Origin of the sequence: Intestinibacter sp. (assembly GCF_022780145.1) — a bacterium.
Taxonomy (GTDB): domain Bacteria; phylum Bacillota; class Clostridia; order Peptostreptococcales; family Peptostreptococcaceae; genus Intestinibacter.
On sequence record NZ_JALEXO010000178.1, the window covers coordinates 1 to 9,030 of the forward strand.

Annotated in this window: 10 protein-coding genes and 1 pseudogene; 9 read left to right on the forward strand and 2 right to left on the reverse strand. The window is 30.7% G+C overall.

Going from position 1 to position 9,030, the window contains the following annotated elements; translation table 11 throughout:
- Positions 1-309 (forward strand): annotated as a pseudogene (locus tag MR593_RS07065) (KamA family radical SAM protein); the annotation flags it as partial.
- Between the two features lie 75 nt (positions 310-384).
- Here the strand turns inward: MR593_RS07065 and MR593_RS07070 are convergent.
- Complete coding sequence (locus tag MR593_RS07070; RefSeq protein ID WP_290691295.1) at positions 385-600, reverse strand: DUF2992 family protein; 216 nt, start codon at positions 598-600, stop codon at positions 385-387.
- A gap of 133 nt (positions 601-733) precedes the next feature.
- Entirely contained in the window at positions 734-1,144 is a 411-nt protein-coding gene (locus MR593_RS07075) for a hypothetical protein (RefSeq protein WP_290691298.1), read from the reverse strand.
- Between the two features lie 240 nt (positions 1,145-1,384).
- Between MR593_RS07075 and MR593_RS07080 the strand changes: the two genes are divergently transcribed.
- The 8 genes from MR593_RS07080 to MR593_RS07115 form a co-directional block, all read left to right on the forward strand.
- Positions 1,385-3,073: an NEAT domain-containing protein gene (locus tag MR593_RS07080; protein WP_290691301.1), complete on the forward strand. Its 1,689-nt coding sequence runs from the start codon at positions 1,385-1,387 to the stop codon at positions 3,071-3,073.
- 9 nt (positions 3,074-3,082) lie between these two features.
- Positions 3,083-3,703 (forward strand): NEAT domain-containing protein, encoded by a 621-nt coding sequence (locus MR593_RS07085; protein ID WP_290691303.1) that lies wholly within the window; start codon positions 3,083-3,085, stop codon positions 3,701-3,703.
- Complete coding sequence (locus MR593_RS07090) at positions 3,704-4,255, forward strand: class D sortase (RefSeq protein WP_290691305.1); 552 nt, start codon at positions 3,704-3,706, stop codon at positions 4,253-4,255.
- Positions 4,256-4,342: 87 nt separating this feature from the next.
- Positions 4,343-5,209 (forward strand): heme ABC transporter substrate-binding protein IsdE, encoded by an 867-nt coding sequence (gene isdE / locus MR593_RS07095; protein ID WP_290691307.1) that lies wholly within the window; start codon positions 4,343-4,345, stop codon positions 5,207-5,209.
- Positions 5,202-6,212 (forward strand): FecCD family ABC transporter permease, encoded by a 1,011-nt coding sequence (locus tag MR593_RS07100; protein ID WP_290691309.1) that lies wholly within the window; start codon positions 5,202-5,204, stop codon positions 6,210-6,212. The genes isdE and MR593_RS07100 overlap by 8 nt, the downstream gene beginning before the upstream one ends.
- Positions 6,205-6,966: an ABC transporter ATP-binding protein gene (locus MR593_RS07105; protein ID WP_290691312.1), complete on the forward strand. Its 762-nt coding sequence runs from the start codon at positions 6,205-6,207 to the stop codon at positions 6,964-6,966. Before MR593_RS07100 ends, MR593_RS07105 begins: the two co-directional genes overlap by 8 nt.
- A gap of 17 nt (positions 6,967-6,983) precedes the next feature.
- The gene (locus MR593_RS07110; protein WP_290691315.1) at positions 6,984-7,361 is read left to right on the forward strand and encodes a YbaN family protein; all 378 of its coding nucleotides are present in this window, start codon (positions 6,984-6,986) and stop codon (positions 7,359-7,361) included.
- A partial coding sequence (locus MR593_RS07115) for an ABC transporter ATP-binding protein/permease (RefSeq protein ID WP_290691318.1) occupies positions 7,354-9,030 on the forward strand: 1,677 nt, incomplete at its 3' end. The genes MR593_RS07110 and MR593_RS07115, both read left to right, overlap by 8 nt.

The window sequence follows — 9,030 nt, forward strand, 5'->3', positions numbered from 1 at the left end:
TTGACATCTTTCGGAGTTGTGCCTTACTATATTTTCCAATGTAGACCTGTTTCAGGTGTCAAAAGCCAATTCCAAGTACCACTTATTAGAGGATATGAGATAGTTGAAAAAGCTAAAGCTATGCAAAATGGTCAAGGCAAGTGCTTTAAATACTGTTTTTCATGTGAAAAGGGAAAAATAGAGGTAGTTGGCAAATCATCTGATGGCATGATTTTTAAATTCCACGAAGCAAAATACGAAGAAGATCAGGGAAGAATTTTTTATAAAAAAATTGATGAAGATACCTGCTGGTTATACGATATAAATTAATCGATAGGCTGTTTGCAAATAATATATAGGCTCGTTTTGAAGCTTGTATACACTTGCAACAGCCTAAAATTTTGCCTAAAGTAATACAGTTTTTTCAGATTCAAGTTTACTTTTTTGGAAAGTTAAATTGTTGAAATTTTTTAAGAAATATTTATAGACATCACAAGTTGGAGGCTCAAAATCAAAAAATATTTTACATATTTCAATATCATCTCCATTTTTTCTCGAATATTCACAAATCCAATTAGGTTCTTCAAAATATATATTGAGATTTGCAGATACATTATTCATATTAAATACCTCCTTAGAGCTTATTAATCTTATTTAATAAGTATTCTAGAAGTTTACAAACTATTCCAAAAACAAAAAATAAGCATAAAAAAACTTGTACCAATTTAATATTGATACAAGTTTTGTAATCATATTATCTTAACATTTTATCTTCTCTATCTAAAATATTATCTACATCTATTTTACCGTCGATAGCTTTTTTAACTGCTTCTTCTATAGTTTTACCAAGAGGCATTAAGCTAGTAGTATTATAAGAGATTTTGTCTAATGTTCCAAAACAGAATCTGTATCCAGTTGAAAAAGCAAGTAAAGTGTAATGACCGTCGTATTCTTCTTTAGCTATGTAATCAGCGATTACTAGAGCTTGAGCTAAATCCATTTGTTCCATATCTTTTACAAATGTAAGATTATCAGTAGGTAAAACAACTTTAACAGGATTGTTATCTAGTTTAACTAATGCTTCATGAGAGCTTATTTCTTTTAGGTATACTCCTAAAGTATGAGAACTTCCATTATTATATAAAACTCTGTCACCAAATTTCATTCTGAATCCCCCTTAAAAAACGTTTTTTTGAAAGTCTGTATTAAACTTATATTTAAATTATAGTCTAATTAATTTATATTTTCAAGAATTAACGGTTAAATATTAAATGACAAAAATATCATAAGGTTATACTATTAAAATTAATTTATAAATAGAATTGAAAAATATAATTATTTGTAATTGACATTGATTATCAAATATGATAATCTTATATTACAAAAAAAGAAAGTGAGGAGTAACATGATATTTAGACACAAAAAATTAAAAACAGCTATGGCAATGATGGCTATTTTATCGATCTTTGGAGGAACTGTAAACAGTGTATATGCAGATGGGGTTTACCAAAATAAAAGTGTAGTTTCGGTTAAAAATAATGAAATACACAAATTAAATACAGTATTAAAGCACGAAACGAAGGATGAAGAATCATCAGCAAATAAATATGTACAGAGGAGTTACTTAAAAGTAGAAAATAATAAAAAATACATGATTATAGTTTTAAGTTCAGGACAATTGATGAAGTCTGTAGTTCCGACTGTAAATGGTAAAGAAGTAGAGTACACAAATACTTTAGAAGGGGAAAATAGAACGATAACTTTTAAAATAGATTCTCTAGAGGATGATATAAGAATAAATTTTGAGATAAATCCTTTTGAAGGCTTTGTGGTAAAGGCAGCTTGTAGAGTTGAAGCTGAAATAGCTGATAGCTCAAATGGGAATGAGGCTGATAAGGAAGAGGATAAAGAAGAAAATGATACAATAACAGGTGCTACTCCTGATAAAAATCCTTCTGATGAAGAAAATAAGGATGACTCAGTAGAAGAAGATGAAGAAGACAGCCAGGATAAAGAAAATGACGACACTACTTCTTCAGATAAAAATGAAGCTGTAGATCAAGAAAAGCCAGAGGATAATAAACAAGAAAATGATAAAAATCAAATTGTAAACGGAGGCAATTCAAATACTACATATAAAAATGGATATTATCAAATAAAAAACATAGTTATCCTAGACAATGAAGTGGGATACTCTATGGTTAGAAATATTTTAAATGAAACTAGCAATCTAGAAATAAAAAATGGAAAATACTATCTTACATTTGAAATGGGACAAAGCAGTATGATGAAGGATATAGTTATAAAATCAAATTCAAAAACTCTATCTTATACAAAGACAAATGTTGGAAATGATACTGTGAGAATAAAATTAGAAATACCTAATTTATCATCAGCACTTAATATAAGCGCTTATGTGACAGCTATGGGCAGAACTGTAGACTTTGATTTGAAATTAAATCAATCTACATTGAAGTTTATAAGCTTAAATGAAGAAGGTAAGTTACCAGAAAACAACAATTCTAATAATGTAAATATAAATAGTGGAAGCAATATATCAAATAACACTAACAATAATAATAGTAATAAAATCCTAGTAGAAAACAATACTAATAAAAAAGGTAAATTATATACAATACAAAATGAAATCGTACACGATAATGAAACAGGAAAAGCTATGGCCAGAAAATATTTAAACGAAAATTCTAAAATAGAAAAAATAGACGGTCAGCTTTACTTAACTCTTACATTTACAGGAGTTGATTTAATGCAAAATCATAAATTCTATGTAAATGGATCGTTAGTAAATCATGAAGTTGTATCATCAACTTCTTCTAGCAAAAGCTATAGATTTAAAATAAATTCTTTAAGCGACGATATAAAAGTAAATGTATTTATAGTTCCAATGAATACAACTGTGGAATTTGGAGTTAAACTACTTGAAAATACATATAAGTTTGTAAAAGATTTTGAAGTGTCTAACAATGGAAAATTACCTCAAACTGGAAGCGCCATAAATAGTGAAGCACTATTTATGGGAGGAAGTTTAATAACTGCATTAGGTGCATTTTTAGGAAGAAAAAAGAGAAAGTAGGAATCGAAAATGAAATTTTTAAAGCATTTATTTGTGATATGTTTAACTGTAATGAGTTTGACTAATTTTTCTTTTGCAGATGAAAAGGAAGATTTAACGCCGGGATTATATGAATTAAAAAACGATGTCTATCATGAACAAGAAATAGGACAAAATATGGCTAGGACTTACTTAAATGAAACTATGGAGTTGGAAATTCTTCAAAAAGGTGACTACAGCTATACGATAGAGTTTAGTGGAGTTGAATATATGAAGGATCATAGGATATTAGTCGATGATAAAGAGACTGATATAGATATAGTAGAAGAGACAGATTCTAATATAAAGATAAAATTCGATTTAGATTCACTAGATTCTAAAATAAAGACTCAAATATATGTAGATGCAATGGAGAGAGATGTAGAATTTGACATTATACCTGATTTTGAAACCGTAAAACTTATCGAAAAGTACGAGGTGGCTGATGAAACTGAAGAAGTTGAAGCTGTTAGGGATGAAATTTCTGATGATGTTTCTGAGTTAAAATCAGAAAAAGTTTCTCTATACAGCAAATACAAGATACCCGTAGTAGCAGTTATTTTACTTGGAGTAATCGCTGTAACAGGATTTGTAGTTAAGAGAAAAAAATAAATGCGAAGAAAAATAAGTAGATTTTTAATTATTGTGGGGTTATTGATTGCAATAATCCCACAAGGATTAAAATACTATTCAAAACAGGTTGAAAAAGACAGCATTGAGAGGTTTCAAGAAGCTATAAAAGAAGACAACTCAGAACAAAAAGATTTCAATATTGGAGACGAAATAGCCATTATAAAAATAAAATCTCTGGATTTAGAGACTGTAATTGTAGAAGGAACGGACGAAGAGTATTTAAAATACTATGTATGTCACTTTGAAGAAACTGCTATGCCGGGAGAATACGGGAATTTTTGTATTGCAGGACACAGCAGCTATTGGTACAATCAAGTATTTAAAAAATTAAGTAATGCCAAAATAAACGATGAAATAGAAATAGAAACAGTTAAAGGCAGTTTTATTTATAAAATAAAAGAGATATTCGATACAGAAGCTGAAAATACTTCTGTATTAAGTCAAAGCATGGATAAAAAGGAGATAACTTTAATCACATGTACAGACGGAGGAAAAAAAAGATTGATTGTAAAGGGGGAAATTCAGGGGTAGTTTTCCCTTTTATTTAAAGATTATTGAATTAGAAAATTATTTAAATTTATATAAATTACACAAATAAAGAAAAGAGAGGACATAAAATTGAAAAAGATTTTACTTATGATATCGGCTTTATTAATAGTTTTTGTAGCTGTGGGATGTTCGAGTCAAACTGTTGAAGAAAATACTGCTGATAAAGAAGAAAAACAGCAGGTTGTAGTCGCTACATCTGTTGCAATAACAGAAATATTAGATGAATTAGGTGTTAAAGTAAGCGGTGTACCTAATACTAGCTACGATTTACCAGAAAGCGTAAAGGATGCTACGAAGGTCGGAAGTCCCATGAATCCAGATATGGAAATTATAAAATCGTTGAAGCCGACTAGTGTAATATGTGTAGATACTCTAGGTAGTGATTATGAAAAGCAATTTGAACAAAATAATATAGATGCAGATTTTTACAATTTGAGTGATGTAGACGGTTTGAAGGAAACTATATCTAGTTTAGGTGAAAAATTCGAAAAACAGCAGAAGGCCGAAGAAATTTTATCTGATATAAACAAGATAGAAGAGAAGGTATCAAAAAATAAGAACTCAGATCAAAAAATACTCGTATTATTTGGAGCACCTGGAAGTGTGATGGTGGCTACAGATAAAAGCTATGTAGGAAATTTAGTAGAGCTAGCGGGAGGAAACAACGTATTTTCAAATGCGACGACTTCATTTACCCAAGTTAACACTGAAGAAATAATAAAATCAAATCCAGATAAAATACTTGTAATGACTCATGCAGAGCCTGAAGCAGCTAAAAAATCTGTAGAAGAGGAATTAGAAAAGAAATCATGGAAGCATGTAAATGCAGTTAAAAACAAAGATATAACTTATTTAGAAAATGGATATTTTGGAATGAGCGCCAATTTAAAAATAGGTGATGCTTTAGAAAAATTAGGAGAAATATTGTATGAATAAAATAGAAACGTATGGTTTAAGCGACAGAAAGAAAATATGCATGATTTTGAGCGTAGTTTTTATTTTAGCTTTAGCTGTATTGATATCTTTGAGAATTGGAAGTATTGATATCTCTTTTGTAGAGCTTATTGAGGGGATTTTTTTAAAAAAAGAAAGTGAAGGTTTTTTGATAATTAAGGATTTGAGATTGCCTAGAGTATTGGCTGCTGTAATAATTGGTGGAAATTTAGCTGTATCTGGGATTTTACTTCAGACTACTATGAAAAATCCGCTTGCAGATCCTGGGATAGTAGGTATATCTTCGGGAGCTAGTTTAGCTTCGATTTTAGTGATGGTTTTATTTCCAAGTATCGCGAAATACAAGCTGATTATGGCTTTTATAGGAGGTATAGTAGCTGCGTTTTTAGTCTATTTGATAGGCGAAGATAGAGGATTTTCTCCTCTGAGGATAATACTTGCAGGTGTCTGTGTGAATTCTATTTTAAATGCACTTTCATCTGTCATGACGGTTTTTAACAACGCTGGAGTTTCATCTATACAGACATGGCTTATGGGAAGTTTAGTGAATGTAACTTGGATGGATTTTAAAATATTAGTCTGTTACACACTTATAGGAATCGTTTTAATTTTATTAGTGATAAAAAGATGTGATCTAATGGGACTGGGGGACAAGACGGCTCAGAGTTTAGGTTTAGATGTAAATAAGTCGAGAATACTTATAACTACAGTAGCTGTATTTTTGACTAGTATATCTACAGGAGTAGGAGGAGTTATTTCATTTGTAGGACTTGTAGTACCGCATATTTGCAGGTTTTTGATAGGATCTAAGCATAAATACTTAATCCCGTTTAGCTATTTTACAGGTGGAGTTCTGCTTTTGATTGCAGATACAATAGGTAGAAATTTATTTAGACCTTACGAGATACCAGTGGGACTTGTAATGTGCTTGATAGGCGGTCCGTTTTTTATTTATATACTTAGAAGGAGCAAGAAAAATGATTAAATTGGAAAATGTGAGTTTTTCCTACCAAAAAGGAAGAGACTTTATAAAGGATTTGTCTTTAGAGTTTGAAGCTGGAAAAATTACTACTGTACTTGGACCAAATGGAAGTGGAAAGAGTACGCTTTTGCATATGATATCGACTTATTTAAAGCCTAAGTCCGGTAAAATTTACTTAAATGATATGGATTTGAGAAAATTAAAGCAAAAGGAAATAGCTAAATATATATCGTGTGTCTACCAAGAGCACGAATCTCCAGATGATATTACAGTTAGGGACTTAGTTTCTTTTGGCAGAAATATTTATACGGATAAAGTTGAAAATGAAAAGATGATAGACTTTGCACTCGAGGCTACAGGGATTTCAGAAATACAGCATAAAAAGGTCAATAATTTATCTGGAGGTCAAAGGCAGAGGGCGTTTATAGCTATGTCTCTAGCTCAAAATACAGATGTTTTACTGCTAGATGAGCCGACTACCTACTTAGATATATATCACCAGATAGAGATACTAGAGGTGGTCAAAAGCTTGAATCAAAAATACGGTATCACGATAATAATGGTGCTTCACGATTTAAACCAAGCTGTAAACTATAGCCATAATCTAGTGATAATGAAGGATGGAAAAATAGTAAAGACGGGTAGCGCTTCTAGGGTCATAGATGAGAAAACTATAAACGACGTTTATAGAGTATCTGGATATATACATAGAGAAGAAAATGATCAGATTTATTTTATACCTAAGAAGATATGCTAGATAAAAGGAGAGAGAGTATGTTAAAAAAAATAATACTTATAGTAATTGGGACGATATCGTTGTTACTTGGAATAGTAGGTGTATTTTTACCGGTATTACCGACGACACCTCTTTTACTATTGACTTCTTATTGCTATATAAAAAGCAGCGATAGATTGAGTGAAAAATTTATGAAAACGAAAATATACGATAAATACGTCAGAAATTTTCATGAAAAGGGCGGAATGACATTGAAGGGCAAGTTGATGCTTACAATACCTGTATCTCTGATGTTACTTATTATGTTCGTAAAAATCGATAGCAATATAATGAGAATGGTTATTGTTATTATGTGGATTACAAAGGTTGTTTTCTTCGTCAAAATGAAAACTATTAAGGAGGTTGGAAATGTTTAAAAAAAGGCTGTTAGAATTGTGTTCTAGTTCAAAAAAATGGATTGCTATGACGGTTTTGATGAACTGGATATCGATAATATGTAATATTTTAGTAGTTTTATTTATAGGAAGTACTGTAGATAAATTGATAAACTCGAATTTAGATATAAATTATTTAAGAGATGGTATTTACCTAGGAGCATTGTTAGCTGTAAGATTTTTAGCTAATTACTACTCGACTAAATTTTCTCTAAACTGCTCGAGTGAGGTTAAAAAGGTTTTAAGGGAGAAGGTATACGAGAAATTACTTGATATAGGGGTCAACTATAATAAATTTATATCTACGTCCTCTGTTGTTCAAATGGGCGTGGATGGCATTGAAGCGCTGGAAATATATTTTGGAAGATTTTTACCACAATTATTCTATAGTGTCCTGGCTCCACTGACTCTATTTTTTGTGCTGTCGTTTATAAGCTTTGAGGTGGCTTTTGTACTGCTTATATGTGTTCCACTCATACCATTTACTATAATGGCAGTTATGAAAATAGCTAAGAAGCTTCTAAGCAAATACTGGGGTGTTTACACAGATTTAGGTGATTCATTTTTAGAAAATCTACAAGGTCTTACTACTTTAAAGATATTCGATTTAGATGAAGATAAGAATATAGAGATGAATCAAAATGCAGAGAATTTTAGAAAGATAACTATGAAGGTTCTTTTGATGCAGTTAAACTCTATAACTATAATGGATTTAGTCGCTTTTGGATGTTCAGCAGTTGGTATATTGATAGCAGTAAGTCAATTTAAAAGCTCTATTATAACTCCAGGCCAGCTTTTGATAATAATTTTATTATCAGCTGAGTTTTTCTTGCCTATGAGACTTCTAGGATCTCTATTCCATGTAGCTATGAACGGAATATCGGCAAGTGATAAGATATTCGATTTACTGGATATAGAAATAGAGCAAAGAGAGAGTTTAAATGAAAAAGAATTAAAATCTCTTGAAAATATAGATATAAAATTAGAAAACGTGTCTTATAGCTACGACAAACAGAGAAAAATTTTAAAGGATATAAATGTAGATATAAAAGACAAACAGACTGTGGCATTTGTAGGAGAGAGCGGCTCTGGAAAGAGTACAATAACTAATTTACTTCTTAAAGTAGATGAGGTAGATGGAGGAAAAATCACATTAAATGGAATAAACTTAAACGATATCCCATTTGATGTGTTGAATAAAAAGATAGGCTTTATAAACCACAACGCTTATATTTTTAATACTACTATAAGAGAAAATATAATTATGGGCAAAAAAGAAGCTACGGATGAGGAAATATACGAAGTACTAAAAGAAGCAAATTTAGATGGTTTTGTAAAAAGCCTTCCAAATAAACTAGATACAAAGGTAGGAGAAGGTGGAAATCTACTGTCTGGAGGTCAAAAGCAGAGACTTTGCCTAGCTAGAACTATTATAAAAAATCCAGATATATATATTTTCGACGAGGCGACTTCAAATATAGACGTGGAAAGTGAAGAAAAAATCTGGGATAGTATAAATAAATTGTCTAAAGAAAAAACAGTAATTGTAATTTCACATAGACTTTTGAATGTGAAAAATGCAGATAAAATATATCTTCTAGACGACGGTAAAATAGCTGAGGCTGGAAACCACAAAACGCTTATGATGAAA